This is a genomic window from Aeromonas sp. s10 (assembly GCF_040907975.1).
GTDB classification, from domain to species: domain Bacteria; phylum Pseudomonadota; class Gammaproteobacteria; order Enterobacterales; family Aeromonadaceae; genus Aeromonas; species Aeromonas caviae.
This window is the reverse complement of the sequence record NZ_JBFOCV010000030.1, coordinates 1-15,519: the sequence shown is the minus strand read 5'-3', so window position 1 is coordinate 15,519 and position 15,519 is coordinate 1. Positions and strand designations below refer to the sequence as shown.

Annotated in this window: 30 protein-coding genes; 28 read left to right on the top strand and 2 right to left on the bottom strand. The window is 53.8% G+C overall.

From position 1 onward, the window contains the following. Positions 1-30: 30 nt before the first annotated feature. Positions 31-945, bottom strand: a complete 915-nt coding sequence (locus AB5Y59_RS08345) for a DMT family transporter (RefSeq protein ID WP_368211809.1) — start codon at positions 943-945, stop codon at positions 31-33. A gap of 354 nt (positions 946-1,299) precedes the next feature. On the opposite strand from AB5Y59_RS08345, the gene rpsJ reads away from it, so the two are divergent. The 28 genes from rpsJ (at position 1,300) to rplQ (ending at position 14,922) form a co-directional block, all read left to right on the top strand. Continuing rightward, positions 1,300-1,611 (top strand): 30S ribosomal protein S10, encoded by a 312-nt coding sequence (rpsJ, locus tag AB5Y59_RS08340; protein ID WP_005307944.1) that lies wholly within the window; start codon positions 1,300-1,302, stop codon positions 1,609-1,611. 22 nt (positions 1,612-1,633) lie between these two features. Then, positions 1,634-2,266, top strand: a complete 633-nt coding sequence (rplC, locus tag AB5Y59_RS08335; RefSeq protein ID WP_010672559.1) for a 50S ribosomal protein L3 — start codon at positions 1,634-1,636, stop codon at positions 2,264-2,266. A 17-nt stretch (positions 2,267-2,283) separates the two neighbouring features. After that, positions 2,284-2,889: a 50S ribosomal protein L4 gene (gene rplD / locus AB5Y59_RS08330; RefSeq protein WP_005340616.1), complete on the top strand. Its 606-nt coding sequence runs from the start codon at positions 2,284-2,286 to the stop codon at positions 2,887-2,889. Further along, positions 2,889-3,188: a 50S ribosomal protein L23 gene (gene rplW / locus AB5Y59_RS08325; protein ID WP_342690021.1), complete on the top strand. Its 300-nt coding sequence runs from the start codon at positions 2,889-2,891 to the stop codon at positions 3,186-3,188. Before rplD ends, rplW begins: the two co-directional genes overlap by 1 nt. A 15-nt stretch (positions 3,189-3,203) precedes the next feature. Continuing rightward, positions 3,204-4,025: a 50S ribosomal protein L2 gene (gene rplB, locus AB5Y59_RS08320; RefSeq protein ID WP_010672560.1), complete on the top strand. Its 822-nt coding sequence runs from the start codon at positions 3,204-3,206 to the stop codon at positions 4,023-4,025. A 22-nt stretch (positions 4,026-4,047) separates the two neighbouring features. Beyond that, positions 4,048-4,326: a 30S ribosomal protein S19 gene (rpsS, locus tag AB5Y59_RS08315; RefSeq protein WP_005307960.1), complete on the top strand. Its 279-nt coding sequence runs from the start codon at positions 4,048-4,050 to the stop codon at positions 4,324-4,326. A 10-nt stretch (positions 4,327-4,336) separates the two neighbouring features. After that, the gene (rplV, locus tag AB5Y59_RS08310; RefSeq protein WP_010672561.1) at positions 4,337-4,681 is read left to right on the top strand and encodes a 50S ribosomal protein L22; all 345 of its coding nucleotides are present in this window, start codon (positions 4,337-4,339) and stop codon (positions 4,679-4,681) included. Between the two features lie 3 nt (positions 4,682-4,684). Continuing rightward, entirely contained in the window at positions 4,685-5,398 is a 714-nt protein-coding gene (gene rpsC, locus AB5Y59_RS08305) for a 30S ribosomal protein S3 (protein WP_005331168.1), read from the top strand. Between the two features lie 13 nt (positions 5,399-5,411). Continuing rightward, on the top strand, positions 5,412-5,825 hold the full coding sequence (gene rplP / locus AB5Y59_RS08300) for a 50S ribosomal protein L16 (protein WP_010672562.1): 414 nt from the start codon (positions 5,412-5,414) through the stop codon (positions 5,823-5,825). Further along, positions 5,825-6,016: a 50S ribosomal protein L29 gene (gene rpmC, locus AB5Y59_RS08295; RefSeq protein ID WP_005307965.1), complete on the top strand. Its 192-nt coding sequence runs from the start codon at positions 5,825-5,827 to the stop codon at positions 6,014-6,016. Before rplP ends, rpmC begins: the two co-directional genes overlap by 1 nt. Further along, positions 6,016-6,264 (top strand): 30S ribosomal protein S17, encoded by a 249-nt coding sequence (gene rpsQ, locus AB5Y59_RS08290; RefSeq protein ID WP_005307966.1) that lies wholly within the window; start codon positions 6,016-6,018, stop codon positions 6,262-6,264. The genes rpmC and rpsQ overlap by 1 nt, the downstream gene beginning before the upstream one ends. A gap of 148 nt (positions 6,265-6,412) precedes the next feature. Continuing rightward, positions 6,413-6,781, top strand: a complete 369-nt coding sequence (gene rplN / locus AB5Y59_RS08285) for a 50S ribosomal protein L14 (protein ID WP_005307975.1) — start codon at positions 6,413-6,415, stop codon at positions 6,779-6,781. An 11-nt stretch (positions 6,782-6,792) separates the two neighbouring features. Continuing rightward, positions 6,793-7,110 (top strand): 50S ribosomal protein L24, encoded by a 318-nt coding sequence (gene rplX / locus AB5Y59_RS08280; protein ID WP_005307977.1) that lies wholly within the window; start codon positions 6,793-6,795, stop codon positions 7,108-7,110. Positions 7,111-7,123: 13 nt separating this feature from the next. Continuing rightward, positions 7,124-7,663: a 50S ribosomal protein L5 gene (gene rplE, locus AB5Y59_RS08275; RefSeq protein ID WP_005331162.1), complete on the top strand. Its 540-nt coding sequence runs from the start codon at positions 7,124-7,126 to the stop codon at positions 7,661-7,663. Positions 7,664-7,673: 10 nt separating this feature from the next. Continuing rightward, positions 7,674-7,979: a 30S ribosomal protein S14 gene (gene rpsN, locus AB5Y59_RS08270; RefSeq protein WP_005331161.1), complete on the top strand. Its 306-nt coding sequence runs from the start codon at positions 7,674-7,676 to the stop codon at positions 7,977-7,979. A gap of 19 nt (positions 7,980-7,998) precedes the next feature. Next, complete coding sequence (gene rpsH, locus AB5Y59_RS08265) at positions 7,999-8,391, top strand: 30S ribosomal protein S8 (protein ID WP_010672564.1); 393 nt, start codon at positions 7,999-8,001, stop codon at positions 8,389-8,391. A gap of 13 nt (positions 8,392-8,404) precedes the next feature. After that, a complete protein-coding gene (gene rplF / locus AB5Y59_RS08260) occupies positions 8,405-8,938 on the top strand; it encodes a 50S ribosomal protein L6 (RefSeq protein WP_010672565.1) in 534 nt (177 codons plus the stop codon). A 9-nt stretch (positions 8,939-8,947) separates the two neighbouring features. Continuing rightward, positions 8,948-9,301 carry a 50S ribosomal protein L18 gene (gene rplR / locus AB5Y59_RS08255; RefSeq protein WP_010672566.1) on the top strand — a complete coding sequence of 118 codons (354 nt, stop codon included), beginning with the start codon at positions 8,948-8,950 and terminating at the stop codon, positions 9,299-9,301. Positions 9,302-9,315: 14 nt separating this feature from the next. Next, on the top strand, positions 9,316-9,816 hold the full coding sequence (rpsE, locus tag AB5Y59_RS08250) for a 30S ribosomal protein S5 (RefSeq protein WP_005340605.1): 501 nt from the start codon (positions 9,316-9,318) through the stop codon (positions 9,814-9,816). Positions 9,817-9,822: 6 nt separating this feature from the next. Beyond that, positions 9,823-10,002, top strand: a complete 180-nt coding sequence (gene rpmD, locus AB5Y59_RS08245; RefSeq protein WP_005307985.1) for a 50S ribosomal protein L30 — start codon at positions 9,823-9,825, stop codon at positions 10,000-10,002. 2 nt (positions 10,003-10,004) lie between these two features. After that, positions 10,005-10,442, top strand: coding sequence for a 50S ribosomal protein L15 (gene rplO, locus AB5Y59_RS08240; RefSeq protein WP_005307987.1), 438 nt, complete (start codon positions 10,005-10,007; stop codon positions 10,440-10,442). An 8-nt stretch (positions 10,443-10,450) separates the two neighbouring features. Beyond that, the gene (secY, locus tag AB5Y59_RS08235; protein ID WP_010672567.1) at positions 10,451-11,779 is read left to right on the top strand and encodes a preprotein translocase subunit SecY; all 1,329 of its coding nucleotides are present in this window, start codon (positions 10,451-10,453) and stop codon (positions 11,777-11,779) included. Positions 11,780-11,806: 27 nt separating this feature from the next. Beyond that, positions 11,807-11,920, top strand: a complete 114-nt coding sequence (rpmJ, locus tag AB5Y59_RS08230; protein ID WP_005319705.1) for a 50S ribosomal protein L36 — start codon at positions 11,807-11,809, stop codon at positions 11,918-11,920. Positions 11,921-12,059: 139 nt separating this feature from the next. Further along, a complete protein-coding gene (gene rpsM / locus AB5Y59_RS08225) occupies positions 12,060-12,416 on the top strand; it encodes a 30S ribosomal protein S13 (protein WP_005307991.1) in 357 nt (118 codons plus the stop codon). 14 nt (positions 12,417-12,430) lie between these two features. Next, positions 12,431-12,820: a 30S ribosomal protein S11 gene (rpsK, locus tag AB5Y59_RS08220; RefSeq protein ID WP_005319702.1), complete on the top strand. Its 390-nt coding sequence runs from the start codon at positions 12,431-12,433 to the stop codon at positions 12,818-12,820. A gap of 39 nt (positions 12,821-12,859) precedes the next feature. After that, positions 12,860-13,480 (top strand): 30S ribosomal protein S4, encoded by a 621-nt coding sequence (gene rpsD, locus AB5Y59_RS08215; protein WP_010672568.1) that lies wholly within the window; start codon positions 12,860-12,862, stop codon positions 13,478-13,480. Positions 13,481-13,505: 25 nt separating this feature from the next. Further along, on the top strand, positions 13,506-14,495 hold the full coding sequence (gene rpoA, locus AB5Y59_RS08210; RefSeq protein ID WP_005307997.1) for a DNA-directed RNA polymerase subunit alpha: 990 nt from the start codon (positions 13,506-13,508) through the stop codon (positions 14,493-14,495). 43 nt (positions 14,496-14,538) lie between these two features. After that, a complete protein-coding gene (gene rplQ, locus AB5Y59_RS08205) occupies positions 14,539-14,922 on the top strand; it encodes a 50S ribosomal protein L17 (protein ID WP_005307999.1) in 384 nt (127 codons plus the stop codon). Positions 14,923-15,289: 367 nt separating this feature from the next. Here the strand turns inward: rplQ and AB5Y59_RS08200 are convergent. Then, positions 15,290-15,519: hypothetical protein (locus tag AB5Y59_RS08200; protein WP_368211808.1), on the bottom strand; the 230-nt coding region annotated here is incomplete at its 5' end.

Below are 15,519 nucleotides of genomic sequence, written 5' to 3'. Positions count from 1 at the left end.
GGCGTATCGAGAGATGCGCCCTTTTGTCTGTCAGGCGTGGGGGTCGCTCACCTTGCGGTAGCGCTTGCCATATTTGAGTTGCTGGATAAGCAGGGCGGCGACGATGAGAGCCAACCCGATGGGGGTTGCCGGGTGAATGGTTTCGCCGATCAACAGGTTGAGCAGCACCAGAGAGGCAAACGGCGAGATGAAGATGAGGTTGCTGATGGGGGCTGTGTTGGTGGCGTGGCGCAGGGCCATCAGCCAGAGCACGAAACCGAAGCCCATCTCGAACAGCCCCACATAGATGGCGCCGGCCCATCCCTGCCAGGCGGTCATGGCAAAGTCCGAGAGCAACCAGGTCGCCACGATGATGAAGGGCAGGCTGATGAGGAAGCCGAGCAGCAGGTTGACGACGGGATCCCCCTGATTGCGGGTGTTGAGGATCCAGTAACCGGCCCAGATCAGGGTCGACACCAGCGCCAGCGTGACGCCGAGCGGACTGTCGAACTGTAGACCGAACACGTCCCCCCTGGTGGCGATCACCAGGGCGCCGAAATAGCCGAGCACGATGGCGACGCCATCGCGGCGGCGCAGCTTTTGACCGAGGAAGGGAACGGCCAGCAGGCTGAGGGTGATGGCCCAGGTGTAGTTGAGAGTCTGCGCCTGCTGGGCGGGCAGTAGATCATATGCCTTGAACAGCAGCAGGTAATAGAGAAAGGGGTTCAGGACCCCGAGAGCGAGGTAGTAGAGGGGGCGACTCTTGATGTAGTCGAGCAGTAGCGGCAGTTTGCCCTGACAGGCCACGATGCACCCCAGGGTCAGGGTCGAGGTGCATGCCGCGACCAGCAGCAGCTGTACCGGTTCAAAGTAGGCGAGGGAGATCTTGAAGGCGCTGGCCACCGTGGACCAGAGGGCGACGGCACAGAGCCCGTACTGGTAGGCTTTCTTCTGATTCTTGAGCATGGGATGCGTTCCGCAAACTGGGGCGAGGGCGCAGTCTATCAGCCTGTTTGCAACATTGTCGTTACCGTCTCGCCGATGGCGATGATTTGATCGCCTGGAGATCCATCTGCCACACAACATTGCGCACAATCTGTCCGCCTTCACTTGCGTGAGTGGAAAAAATCCGTATAATCCCCTCCGCTTGCCCATGAGGCAGCCAGACGATATGTCTGCTTGCTGAGCTTCCCGTTTACGAGTTGCCAGCCATACAGTCCTCCCGATATGGGAGGAAACGTGAAAAATCACACCTCTGGCGGGAGTAGTCCCGGTCGGGCGGTGTTGATTTATGTTCTTTTATCTATTGGAGCTCTGTCAATGCAGAACCAAAGAATCCGTATCCGCCTGAAGGCTTTTGATCATCGCCTGATCGATCAATCCACTGCGGAAATCGTTGAAACTGCTAAGCGCACTGGCGCGCAGGTTCGCGGTCCTATCCCGCTGCCGACTCGCAAAGAGCGTTTCACCGTTCTGATCTCCCCGCACGTCAACAAAGACGCGCGTGATCAGTACGAGATCCGCACTCACAAGCGTCTGGTAGACATCGTTGAACCGACTGACAAGACCGTTGACGCTCTGATGCGTCTGGATCTGGCAGCTGGTGTAGACGTCCAGATCAGCCTGGGTTAATTACGGAAAGAGGTTGATAACAATGACAATCGGTCTTGTAGGTCGCAAAGTGGGTATGACTCGCATCTTCACTGAAGATGGCGTTTCTATCCCGGTGACTGTTATCGAAGTTGAAGCTAACCGTGTAACTCAGGTCAAATCTGTAGAAACCGACGGCTACAACGCTATTCAGGTTACCACTGGCGCCAAGAAAGCCAGCCGCGTAACCAAGCCGGAAGCTGGCCACTTCGCCAAAGCTGGTGTAGAAGCCGGTCGCGGTCTGTGGGAATTCCGCCTGAACAACGGTGAAACTTTCACTGTTGGTAGCGAGCTGAAAGTAGATCTTCTCGCTGACGTTAAGCTGGTAGACGTTACCGGCACATCCAAGGGTAAAGGTTTTGCCGGTACTGTTAAGCGCTGGAACTTCCGTACCCAGGATATGACCCACGGTAACTCCCTGTCCCACCGTGTACCTGGCTCCATCGGTCAAAACCAGACCCCGGGCCGTGTATTCAAGGGCAAGAAGATGGCTGGTCACATGGGTGCTGAGCGTGTAACGACTCAGAACCTGGAACTGGTTCGTGTTGACGCTGAACGCAACCTGCTGCTCATCAAAGGCGCAGTACCGGGTGCAACCAACGGCAACGTGATCGTCAAACCTGCCGTCAAAGCGTAACGTCTGAGGAGATAGTAATGGAATTGGTAATGAAAGACGCCAAGAGCGCTCTTGAAGTTTCCGAGACTACCTTCGGGCGCGAATTCAACGAAGCTCTGGTTCACCAGGTTGTCGTTGCATATGCCGCTGGTGCCCGTCAGGGTACTCGTGCGCAGCTGACTCGCTCTGAAGTGTCTGGTGGCGGCAAAAAGCCGTGGCGTCAGAAGGGTACTGGTCGTGCCCGTGCTGGCTCCATCCGTTCGCCCATCTGGCGTTCCGGTGGTGTGACCTTTGCTGCTAAGCCGCAAGATCACAGCCAGAAAGTAAACAAGAAGATGTACCGCGGCGCTATCCGTAGCATCCTGTCCGAGCTGGTACGTCAAGAGCGCCTGATCGTTGTTGAGAAGTTCGGCATCGAAGCGCCGAAGACCAAAGAACTGATCGCCAAGCTGAAAGAAATGGAACTGACTGACGTTCTGATCGTGACTGCTGAAGTCGATGAGAACCTGTTCCTGGCTGCTCGTAACCTGTACAAAGTTGACGTGCGTGACGTTGCCGGTATCGACCCGGTCAGCCTGATCGCTTTCGACAAGGTTCTGATGACTGCTGACGCAGTTAAGCAAATCGAGGAGATGCTGGCATGATCCGTGAAGAGCGTCTGCTGAAAGTTCTGAAGGCTCCGCACATCTCTGAAAAGAGCACCATGGTCGCAGAAAAGCAGAACACTATCGTGTTCAAAGTTGCTGTTGATGCCACCAAGGCGGAAGTCAAAGCTGCAGTTGCGAAACTGTTCGAGGTCGAAGTTGAGACCGTCCGTACCCTGAACATGAAGGGTAAGACCAAGCGCGCAGGTGCACGCGTAGGCCGTCGTTCCGATTGGAAAAAGGCTTATGTGACCCTGAAAGCTGGTCAGGACATCGACTTCATGGGCGCAGCCGAGTAAGAGGAGTTCTGAAAAATGGCAATCGTTAAGTGCAAGCCTACTTCTCCGGGCCGCCGCCACGTCGTCAAGATCGTCAACCAAGAGCTGTACAAGGGCAAGCCCTTCGCCGCTCTGCTGGACAGCAAAAGCAAGTCCGGTGGCCGTAACAACAACGGTCGTATCACCACTCGTCATATCGGTGGTGGTCACAAGCAACACTACCGTCTGATCGACTTCAAGCGCGACAAAGACGGCATTCCGGCCAAAGTTGAGCGTCTGGAATACGATCCTAACCGTACCGCAAACATCGCCCTGGTGCTGTATGCAGACGGTGAGCGTCGTTACATCCTGGCCCCGAAAGGCCTGAAAGCTGGTGATGCAATCGCCTCTGGTGCTGATGCTGCCATCAAGGTAGGTAACACCCTGCCGATGCGCAACATCCCGGTCGGTTCTACCGTTCACGCCGTTGAGATGAAGCCTGGTAAAGGTGCCCAGCTGGCTCGTTCCGCTGGTACTTTCATCCAGATCCTGGCTCGTGAAGGTAACTATGTAACTCTGCGTCTGCGTTCCGGCGAAGTACGTAAAGTTCTGGCCGAGTGCCGCGCTACCATCGGTGAAGTGGGTAACTCCGAGCACATGCTGCGTCAACTGGGTAAAGCCGGTGCTAACCGCTGGCGTGGTATTCGTCCGACCGTTCGCGGTATGGCGATGAACCCGGTTGATCACCCGCACGGTGGTGGTGAGGGTCGTAACAAGGGCATGCAGCCTGTGTCCCCATGGGGCCAGAAGGCTAAGGGCTTCAAGACCCGTAAGAACAAGCGTACCGACAAGTACATCGTACGTCGTCGTAACAAGTAATTGTTAACATAGAGGAATCACCATGCCACGTTCTCTCAAGAAGGGTCCATTTATCGACCTGCACTTGCTGAAGAAGGTAGAGAAAGCGGTGGAAAGCGGGGATAAAAAGCCGGTTAAGACCTGGTCCCGTCGTTCAATGATCATCCCGAACATGATCGGTTTGACCATCGCTGTCCATAATGGTCGTCAGCACGTTCCGGTTTTCGTTACCGAAGAAATGATCGGTCACAAACTGGGTGAATTCGCACCGACTCGTACTTATCGCGGCCATGCTGCTGATAAGAAGGCTAAGAAGCGCTAAGGGATAAATGATGGAAGCTATCGCTAAACACCGTTATGCCCGTACTTCTGCCCAGAAAGCTCGTCTGGTAGCCGATCAAGTACGTGGTCTGTCCGTAGACAAGGCTCTGAACATCCTGACCTTCAGCCCGAAAAAGGCTGCTGTTCTGGTGAAGAAAGTGCTGGAATCTGCCATTGCCAACGCTGAGCACAACGAAGGTGCCGATATCGACACCCTGCGTGTTGCCACCATCATGGTAGACGAAGGTCCCTCCATGAAGCGCATCCGCCCGCGTGCCAAAGGTCGCGCGGATCGTATCCTCAAGCGTACCGCTCACATCACTGTAGTGGTATCCGACGCTAAGGCTGGGAGATAAGCAATGGGTCAGAAAGTACATCCTAATGGCATTCGCCTGGGTATTACCAAGCCTTGGAATTCTACCTGGTTCGCGAACACCAAAGACTTCGCTGACAACCTGTACAGCGATTTCCAAGTACGCCAGTTCCTGACCAAGGAGCTGAAAAACGCTTCCTTGTCCAAGATCACTATCGAGCGTCCGGCCAAGAGCATCCGTGTGACCATTCACACCGCTCGTCCGGGTGTCGTGATCGGCAAGAAAGGCGAAGACGTTGAAAAACTGCGCAAAGCTGTAGCCGCAATCGCTGGCGTGCCTGCTCAGATCAACATTTCCGAAGTCCGCAAGCCGGAGCTGGATGGCAAACTGGTTGCCGACAGCATCACTTCCCAGCTGGAGCGTCGCGTAATGTTCCGTCGTGCTATGAAGCGCGCCGTACAGAACGCCATGCGCCTGGGTGCCAAGGGCATCAAAGTGGAAGTTTCCGGCCGTCTGGGCGGCGCTGAAATCGCGCGTACCGAATGGTACCGTGAAGGTCGTGTGCCCCTGCACACCCTGCGCGCCGACATCGACTACGCAACTTCTGAAGCCCACACCACTTACGGTGTGATCGGCGTTAAAGTTTGGATCTTCAAGGGCGAAGTTCTGGGCGGTCTGGCTGCAGTCAATGCTGCCGCTGCTCAAGAGCAAGCTCCTGCGAAGCCCAAGCGTGACAACAAGCGCCGCGCTGCCAAGTAAGGAGATTCGGTAAATGTTGCAACCTAAGCGTACTAAATTCCGCAAGACCCACAAGGGTCGTAACCGCGGTCTGGCCAATGCCGGTAACGAAGTATCCTTCGGTACCTTTGGCCTGAAGGCGACATCTCGTGGTCAACTGACTGCTCGTCAAATCGAAGCAGCCCGTCGTGCCATGACCCGTCACGTTAAGCGTCAAGGCAAGATCTGGATCCGTGTGTTCCCGGACAAGCCCATCACCGAAAAGCCCCTCGAAGTTCGTATGGGTAAAGGTAAGGGTAACGTGGAATACTGGGTTTGCCCGATCCAGCCTGGCAAGGTTCTGTACGAGATGGATGGTGTACCTGAGGCTCTGGCGCGTGAAGCGTTTGCCCTGGCCGCAGCTAAGCTGTCTGTTCAGACCACTTTCGTAATTAAGACGGTGATGTGATGAAAGCCCAAGATCTGCGTCAAAAGAGCGTCGAAGAACTGAACCAGGAGCTGCTGGGTCTGCTGCGTGAGCAATTCAACATGCGCATGCAAGCTTCCACCGGCCAGCTGGCTCAGACTCACACTCTGAAACAAGTGCGTCGTGACGTCGCACGTATCAAGACTGTACTGACTGAGAAGGCAGGTGCGTAATGACTGACAAGATCCGTACTCTGCAAGGTCGTGTAATTAGCGACAAGATGGACAAGTCCATCACCGTCGCTATCGAGCGCAAGGTAAAGCACCCGATCTACGGTAAGATCATCAAGCGTACTACCAAGCTGCACGTGCATGACGAGAACAACGAGTGCAAGGCTGGCGATCTCGTGGAAATCCGCGAGTGCCGCCCGCTGTCCAAGACCAAGTCCTGGACCCTGGTTGCTGTCGTAGAAAAGGCCTAATTCGGTACTTTTTAGCCCAAACGGCCCCCCATCGGGGCCGTTTGTTTTTTAGGCTACCTTTTCAAAAATAGCTGTGTTATAGTTTCGCGCCTTTTGAAGGCAGCCAGATCCCATCAGGGATAAGAAGTAAACAAAGCGGAGCACTAAGATGATCCAGATGCAAAGTATGCTGGGTGTTGCCGACAACTCCGGCGCTCGCAGTGTAATGTGTATTAAGGTTCTGGGTGGTTCGCACCGCCGTTATGCCGGCATCGGCGACATCATCAAGGTTTCCATCAAGGAAGCCATTCCTCGCGGTAAAGTGAAGAAAGGTGATGTGTATAACGCGGTGGTCGTACGCACCCGTAAAGGCGTTCGTCGTCCGGACGGCTCTGTCATCCGTTTCGACAACAATGCGGCTGTGTTGCTTAACAACAACCAACAGCCAATCGGTACTCGTATTTTTGGCCCGGTGACCCGTGAACTCCGTAACGAGAAGTTCATGAAGATTGTGTCCCTGGCACCCGAAGTACTGTAAGGAGTCGAACGATGGCAGCTAAAATCCGTCGCGAAGACGAAGTAATTGTTCTTACCGGCAAAGACAAGGGCAAGCGTGGCAAAGTCACTCAAGTCCTGATTGCAAAAGGTAAGGTAATCGTGGAAGGCATCAACCAGGTGAAGAAACACCAAAAGCCGGTACCCGCACTGGGTCAGGCTGGCGGCATCGTCACCAAAGAAGCCCCCATCGATGTATCTAACGTCGCGCTGTTCAACTCTGCCACTGGCAAGGCTGACCGCGTTGGTTTCCGGATTGAAGACGGCAAGAAAGTCCGTTTCTTCAAATCCACCGGCGAACTTGTGAAGTAATTGGAGTTTAACGATGGCGAAACTGCATGATTACTACAAATCCGATGTAGTAAATGAACTGTCCAAGCAGTTCGGTTACAAGACTATCATGCAAGTCCCTCGGATCGAGAAAATCACCCTGAACATGGGTGTTGGTGAAGCGATCTCTGACAAGAAGTTGCTGGAAAATGCTGCTGCCGATATGGCTGCCATTTCCGGTCAGAAACCGCTGATCACCAAAGCACGCAAATCTGTTGCGGGCTTCAAGATTCGTGAAGGCTACCCGATAGGTTGTAAAGTAACCCTGCGTGGCGAGCGTATGTGGGAGTTCCTGGAACGGCTGATTTGCATCTCCGTACCGCGTATCCGTGACTTCCGTGGTCTGAACGCCAAGGCGTTCGATGGCCGTGGTAACTACTCCATGGGCGTGCGTGAGCAAATCATCTTCCCGGAAATCGACTATGACAAGGTCGATCGCGTCCGTGGTCTGGATATCACCATCACCACTTCCGCGAATACCGACGAAGAAGGCCGTGCTCTGCTGGCTGCCTTTAACTTCCCATTCCGCAAGTAAGGTTAGGGTTATGGCTAAAACATCCATGAAAGCACGTGAAGCAAAGCGTGCGAAGCTGGCAGCCAAGTTCGCGACCAAGCGTACCGAGCTGAAAGCTATCATCGTTGATATGAACGCTTCTGAAGAAGCGCGTTGGGATGCTGTCTTGCAACTGCAACAGCTGCCCCGTGATTCCAGTCCGTCCCGCCAGCGTAACCGTTGCAACATCACTGGTCGTCCGCACGGTTTCCTGCGGAAGTTTGGCCTCTCTCGCATCAAGGTGCGTGAGCATGCCATGAAGGGCGAAATTCCGGGCCTCAAAAAGGCCTCTTGGTAAGAATCTCGGGAGTTAGACTATGAGCATGCAAGATCCGATCGCGGATATGCTGACCCGCATCCGTAACGGTCAGGCGGCGAGCAAAGTTGCGGTTTCCATGCCTTCTTCCAAGCTGAAAGTGGCTATCGCCAAAGTGCTGAAAGAAGAAGGTTACATCGCTGGCTACAACGTAGCTGGTGACGTGAAACCGGAACTGGAAATCGAACTGAAGTATTTCCAGGGCAAGCCGGTTGTAGAACTGATCCAACGCGTGAGCCGTCCCGGCCTGCGTATTTACAAGCGCACTACTGATCTGCCGAAAGTCATGGGCGGTCTCGGTGTTGCTATCGTGTCCACGTCTAAAGGTGTGATGACCGACCGTGCTGCCCGCAAGGCAAGCATGGGTGGTGAGATCATCTGCTACGTCGCTTAATAGGAGGTCGGAAATGTCTCGCGTTGCTAAGGCACCCGTCACTATTCCTGCTGGCGTAGAGGTGACTCTGAACGGCCAAGAACTGTCCATCAAAGGTGGCAAGGGTTCCCTGGTTCGTTCCATCCACGCCGGTGTAGAAGTGACCAAAGAAGACAATGTACTGAAGTTCGCCCCGCGCGACGGCATCGCTGGTGCTGACGCTCAGGCCGGTACTGCCCGTGCATTGGTCAACAACATGGTAGTCGGTGTTACCCAAGGCTTCGAGCGCAAGCTGCAGCTGGTTGGTGTAGGTTACAAAGCCTCCATCAAGGGCAATGCTGTTGCGCTGGCACTGGGCTTCTCTCACCCGGTAGAGCATGCGCTGCCGGCTGGTGTCACCGCTGAATGTCCGTCCGCCACCGAGATCGTTCTGCGTGGTGTGGACAAGCAGCTGGTTGGCCAAGTCGCCGCCGATATCCGTGCTTACCGCGCTCCGGAGCCCTACAAGGGCAAGGGTGTACGCTATGCCAACGAGCAAGTGCGTACTAAAGAAGCTAAGAAGAAGTAAGGTAACACTATGGACAAGAAAGCAGCTCGTCTCCGTCGTGCTACTCGTGCTCGGAAAAAGATGCAGGAACTGGGAGCTACCCGTCTGGTTGTTCACCGTACCCCGCGTCATATCTATGCGCAGGTTATTGCAGCCAACGGTTCCGAAGTTCTGGCCTCTGCTTCCACAGTAGAGAAAGCCATCAGTGAAGCTCTGAAATACACCGGTAACGCAGATGCTGCTACCGCTGTAGGTAAGGCTATCGCTGAGCGTGCTATTGCCAAAGGCGTTCAGAACGTATCTTTCGATCGTTCCGGTTTCAAGTATCACGGTCGTGTAGCCGCTCTGGCTGCCGCTGCTCGTGACGCTGGTCTTCAGTTCTAAGCTAGGAGTCGAAGATGGCTAAAGTCGAATCTCAAGCCGGCGAACTGCAAGAAAAGCTCATTGCAGTAAACCGCGTTTCGAAAACTGTTAAAGGTGGTCGTATCATGTCCTTCACCGCGTTGACCGTGGTGGGTGATGGTAACGGCCGTGTAGGTTACGGTTACGGTAAGGCCCGTGAAGTTCCGGCCGCCATTCAAAAGGCGATGGAACAGGCTAAACGTAACCTGAACAAGGTTGAGCTGAACAACGGCACCCTGCACCACCCGGTGCGTGGCGTTCACTCTGGTTCCACCGTGTTCATGAAGCCGGCCTCCCAAGGTACTGGTATCATTGCAGGCGGCGCCATGCGTGCCGTACTGGAAGTTGCTGGTATCCACAACGTGCTGGCCAAGACCTACGGTTCCACCAACCCAATCAACGTTGTTCGCGCAACTGTCGACGCTCTGGTTCACGGTCAATCACCGGAACAGATCGCGGCCAAGCGTGGTCTGCGCGTTGAAGAAATTCTGGGGTAATGCGACATGGCTAACACTGTAAAAGTAACTCAAACTCGCAGCTCTATCGGCCGTCTGCCAAAGCACAAGGCGACTCTGCGTGGTCTGGGTCTGCGTCGCATTGGTCACACCGTTGAGCTGGAAGATACTCCCTGCGTACGCGGTATGATCAACCAGGTTTATTACATGGTTAAGGTGGAGGGCTAAGCATGCGTCTGAATACTCTGTCTCCGGCCGCTGGCTCCAAGCGCGTCAAGCACCGTCCGGGCCGTGGTATCGGTTCTGGTCTGGGCAAGACCGGTGGTCGTGGTGTTAAAGGTCAAACCTCTCGTTCCGGTGGCGGCAAGGTCCGCAACGGTTTCGAAGGCGGCCAGATGCCTTTGAAAATCCGTCTGCCGAAGTTCGGTTTCTTCTCTCGCAAATCTTTGGTTTCTGCCGAAGTGCGCCTGAACGAAATCGCCCTGGTAGAAGGTGATGTGGTCGACGTGAGCACTCTGAAGCAAGCCGGTGTTATTACCAAAAACATCGTGTTCGCTAAAGTTGTTCTGTCTGGCAACATTGACCGTGCTGTGACCGTTCGTGGTCTGTCCGTCACCAAGGGTGCACGTGCAGCCATCGAGGCCGCTGGCGGTAAAATCGAGGAATAATCAGTACAATGGCTAAGAAACCAGGATTGGATGTTAAAGCACAAGGTGGTCTGAGCGAACTGAAGAGCCGTCTGCTCTTCGTTCTCGGGGCAATTATCGTGTTCCGTGCAGGCTCTTATGTGCCGATCCCTGGTATTGACGCCGCCGTACTGGCCGAGTTGTTCCAACAACAGAAGGGCACCATCATTGAGATGTTCAACATGTTCAGTGGTGGTGCACTCTCGCGTGCTTCTATTCTTGCACTGGGGATCATGCCGTACATTTCGGCGTCGATCATTATCCAGTTGCTGACTGTGGTTCACCCTGCTCTTGCTGAACTCAAGAAAGAAGGTGAATCCGGCCGTCGCAAGATTAGCCAATATACCCGTTGGGGCACGCTGGTTTTGGGAACGTTCCAGGCCATTGGTATTGCAACAGGTCTGCCGAATATGATGCAAGGACTCGTGACTCATCCGGGTTTGGGCTTCTATTTCACAGCCGTTGTGAGTCTGGTCACCGGTACCATGTTCTTGATGTGGTTGGGTGAACAGATTACCGAGCGTGGGATTGGTAATGGTATCTCGTTGATTATCTTCACAGGTATCGTCGCCGGTCTGCCTCATGCCATTGGCGCTACGGCCGAACAGGCACGTCAAGGGGAATTGCACATCCTGCTGTTGTTGTTGCTAGGCTTGATTGTTTTCGCTGTGACTTACTTTGTGGTGTTCGTGGAGCGTGGTCAGCGTCGTATCGTCGTTAACTATGCCAAGCGTCAACAAGGCCGCCAGGTATTCGCTGCGCAAAGCACACACCTGCCGTTGAAAGTGAATATGGCCGGTGTGATTCCTGCGATTTTCGCATCCAGCATCATCCTCTTCCCGGGTACCATTACCTCCTGGTTTGGTCAGGGCGAGGGCAAGATCGCTGACATTCTGCAACAGGTCTCTATGGTCCTGCAGCCGGGTCAGCCCTTGTACGAGATGCTCTATGCAGCAGCCATTATCTTCTTCTGCTTCTTCTATACCGCGCTGGTGTTCAACCCCCGCGAGACAGCAGATAACCTGAAGAAGAGTGGAGCCTTTATCCCGGGGATCCGCCCGGGCGAGCAGACAGCACGTTACATCGATAAGGTTATGACTCGCCTGACATTGGCAGGTGCGCTCTATATTACCTTTATCTGTCTGGTACCCCAGTTCCTGATGACTGCCTGGAACGTACAGTTCTACTTCGGTGGCACCTCGCTGCTGATTATCGTGGTAGTTATCATGGACTTCATGGCTCAGGTTCAGACCCATATGATGTCTCATCAATATGGCGACGTCCTGAGGAAGGCCAACCTGAAGGGCTACGGCCGCTAAAGGTCGGCGTAGTTACGGAGTTAAGCAATGAAAGTTCGTGCTTCCGTTAAGGCAATCTGCCGTAACTGCAAAATCATCAAGCGTCACGGTGTGGTGCGTGTGATTTGCAGCGAGCCAAAGCATAAACAGCGCCAAGGCTAATTTTTTACGGTTAGTACTTGCAACAAATAGTTGTGCTGGCTAATATAGCCAGCCAACTTTTGTTGTGTATTGGTTGACCGCCACGTATCCGCTCACGGGCTTTGTGGTGGTCGTTATCTACTATATGTAGGAGTGAATAGTGGCCCGTATCGCTGGCATTAACATTCCTGACCATAAACATGCAGTCATTGCGTTGACTGCTATTTATGGCGTCGGTCGTACCCGCTCCAAGGCCATCTGTGCCGCAGCCGGTATCGCTGAGAATGTGAAAATTAAAGACCTGGACGAAGCTCAGATTGAGAGTCTGCGTGAACAAGTAGGTAAATTCACCGTCGAAGGTGACCTGCGTCGTCAGATTTCCATGAACATCAAGCGATTGATGGATCTGGGTTGCTACCGTGGTTTGCGTCACCGTCGTAGCCTGCCTGTTCGTGGTCAACGTACCAAGACCAACGCTCGTACCCGTAAGGGTCCGCGCAAGGCTATCAAGAAGTAACGGGAAGGTAGAAAATGGCTAAAACTCCGACTCGTGCTCGCAAGCGCGTTAAAAAGCAAGTGAGCGACGGTATTGCGCACGTTCATGCATCTTTCAACAACACAATCGTGACCATTACTGACCGTCAGGGCAATGCTCTGTCTTGGGCTACCTCTGGTGGTTCCGGTTTCCGTGGTTCCCGTAAGTCCACTCCGTTTGCTGCCCAGGTAGCTGCTGAGCGTGCTGGTGAGATCGCCAAAGAATACGGCGTGAAGAACCTGGAAGTCATGGTCAAAGGTCCGGGTCCCGGTCGTGAGTCTTCCATCCGCGCTCTGAACGCGGCTGGTTTCCGCATCACTAACATTACTGATGTGACTCCGATCCCGCACAACGGTTGTCGTCCTCCCAAGAAGCGCCGCGTGTAACGCTGTAGCTACTTGGTCTAGGATTGTTGGAGAAAGAAGATGGCAAGATATATCGGTCCTAAGCTTAAGCTTAGCCGTCGTGAGGGCACCGACCTCTTCCTGAAGTCTGGTGTTCGTGCGATTGATTCTAAGTGCAAGATTGACACCGTTCCTGGTCAACACGGTGCGCGTAAAGCGCGTCTGTCCGACTACGGTGTGCAACTGCGCGAGAAACAAAAAGTACGTCGTATCTACGGCGTATTGGAAAAACAGTTCCGCAACTACTACCGCGACGCTGCCCGTCAAAAGGGTAACACCGGTGAAAACCTGTTGCAGCTGCTGGAAGGTCGTCTGGACAACGTCGTCTACCGCATGGGCTTCGGTGCCACTCGTGCTGAATCTCGTCAGCTGGTGAGCCACAAAGCCATCATGGTAAACGGCCGCGTTGTGAATGTTCCTTCTTTCCAGGTATCCCCTGAGGACGTGATCTGCGTTCGCGAGAAGGCTAAGAAGCAAGCGCGTATCAAAGCTTCCCTGGAAGTTGCTGGTCAGCGCGAGAAGCCGACTTGGGTAGAGGTTGACGCTGCTAAGATGGAAGGTGCCTTCAAGCGCCTGCCGGAGCGTTCCGACCTGTCTGCCGACATTAACGAACAGCTGATCGTCGAGCTTTACTCCAAGTAAAGCTAGCTTCTAAAGAGAGGACACAATGCTGGGTTCTGTAACAGATTTTCTTAAACCGCGGCTAGTTGACATCGAGCAAGTTAGCCCGACTCACGCGAAAGTGACTCTCGAGCCGCTTGAGCGTGGCTTTGGCCACACGCTGGGCAATGCCCTGCGTCGTATTTTGCTGTCATCTATGCCCGGTTGTGCGGTTACTGAAGTCGAGATCGACGGAGTACTGCACGAGTACAGCAGCAAAGAAGGTGTACAGGAAGACATTCTTGAAATCCTGCTCAACCTGAAAGGTATCGCTGTGAAGCTGGAAGGCAAGGACGAGGTAACTCTGTCCCTGACCAAGTCTGGAACAGGCCCCGTTACCGCTGGTGATATCACTCACGGTGATGAAGTCGAGATCGTAAACCCGGAGCACGTAATCTGCCACCTGACTGGTGCAAATGCTGAGATCAGCATGCGCCTGAAAGTTCAGCGCGGTCGTGGTTATGTGCCTGCTTCTGCTCGTGTTCACAACGATGATGAAGAGCGTCCTATCGGTCGCCTGCTGCTGGACTCCGCGTTCAGCCCCATCGTTCGCATCGCCTACAATGTCGAGGCGGCACGTGTGGAACAGCGCACCGACTTGGACAAGCTGGTTATCGACATGGAGACCAATGGTACTCTGGATCCGGAAGAAGCAATCCGTCGTTCAGCCACTATTCTGGCAGAGCAACTGGAAGCCTTCGTGGATCTGCGCGATGTCAGCGTGCCCGAGAAGAAAGAAGAGAAACCCGAGTTTGATCCGATTCTGCTACGTCCTGTCGATGATTTGGAGCTGACAGTTCGTTCAGCGAACTGTCTGAAGGCAGAAGCTATCCACTATATTGGTGATCTGGTACAGCGTACCGAAGTTGAGTTGCTTAAGACTCCTAACCTCGGTAAGAAGTCCCTGACTGAGATCAAGGACGTGTTGGCCTCCCGTGGTCTGTCTCTTGGCATGCGCCTTGAGAACTGGCCGCCCGCCAGCATCGCTGACGAGTAATCCAGATTACGGGTTTCACAGATTTAGTTAGAAGGATAAGGTCATGCGCCATCGTTTGAGTGGTCGTCAACTGAACCGGAACAGCAGCCATCGTCAGGCTATGTTCCGCAACATGGCCAGCTCCCTGGTTCGTCATGAGATCATCAAGACGACTCTGCCTAAGGCAAAAGAGCTGCGTCGTGTAGTTGAACCGCTGATCACCCTTGCCAAGACTGATAGCGTTGCTAATCGTCGCCTGGCATTTGCCCGTACTCGCGATAACGCGATCGTGGCTAAGCTGTTCAATGAACTGGGCCCGCGCTACCTGGAGCGCGCCGGCGGTTATACTCGCATTCTGAAATGCGGTTTCCGTGCTGGCGACAACGCTCCTATGGCTTACATTGAGCTGGTAGACCGCCCGGCCGCTGCTGAAGCAGCTGCTGAGTGATAAAAGAAAAAGCCGGGCTTGTCCCGGCTTTTCTTTTGGTGGATTCTGATACTGCCTCTACTGCCTCTACTGCCTCTACTGCCTCTACTGCCTCTACTGCCTCTACTGCCTCTACTGCCTCTACTGCCTCTACTGCCTCTACTGCCTTACTTTGTAAGTGAGCGATGATTTTTCAATAGTCTCTATATTAAGTCTTTATCTCTACCTGAACGACAGCGGTTCGTGTTACATAGCCCAGAGTGGGGCAATGTCATTGTTCATCTGACGTATTAAGCAGGCGTGAGTCATGGCGTGTGGCTGCTGTAGTGCCGTTGAGGGCTTCTTCTGTGGGTAAGCCTGTATAAAAGCTGTGCTTAGATATGAATAACTAAAAAAGTGTCGATTTTTGCAATTTTATTGCAGAGGAGGGGTTGCCAGAACGAATTCGCTCCCTATAATGCGCCTCCATCGACAGGGAAAGCAGCAACGCAAAGCCTGAGTCGATAGCCTCGAAAAGCCTGTGAAAATAAGGCTTGACTCGAGAAGGCGGTTGAGTAGAATGCCACTCCCGCAGCAGCCAAAAGCTGCGTTGCTCTTTAACAATTTGAATCAAGCAAT